This window comes from Bacillus sp. SIMBA_074, assembly GCF_046534555.1.
Classification (GTDB): domain Bacteria; phylum Bacillota; class Bacilli; order Bacillales; family Bacillaceae_G; genus Bacillus_A; species Bacillus_A mycoides.
Genome location: NZ_JAWRYM010000417.1, coordinates 1 through 277, shown reverse-complemented (window position 1 = coordinate 277; position 277 = coordinate 1). Strand labels below are relative to the sequence as shown.

The 277-nt window shown below is 55.6% G+C and carries 1 protein-coding gene; it reads right to left on the bottom strand.

Annotated features, from left to right (window positions below; translation table 11 throughout):
- On the bottom strand, positions 1-277 hold a 277-nt coding region (locus tag SB773_RS31385; protein ID WP_410594206.1), incomplete at both ends, for a hypothetical protein.

Below are 277 nucleotides of genomic sequence, written 5' to 3'. Positions count from 1 at the left end.
CTTTATTGGCTTCACCATTGCCTGATGCATGCCGGACAATCTTGCCATTTACCCGCAACACCACGGCCGTGGCCCGTGGATGGTCGAACGGATTCGTGCCGCCACCAATCAGGAAATTAAGGTACTTTTCGCTAATGGTAAAAGTAGGCGACACTAAAGTGCCGGTGGCGGCGTCGCCAATCCAGCCCAGTGCAGTGCCATCGCCGGTAAAGCCATCTGCCCGGCTGGAAAATACCCGCTCACCCACATGGTTAATAATGTCGGCGCCCCAAAAGCC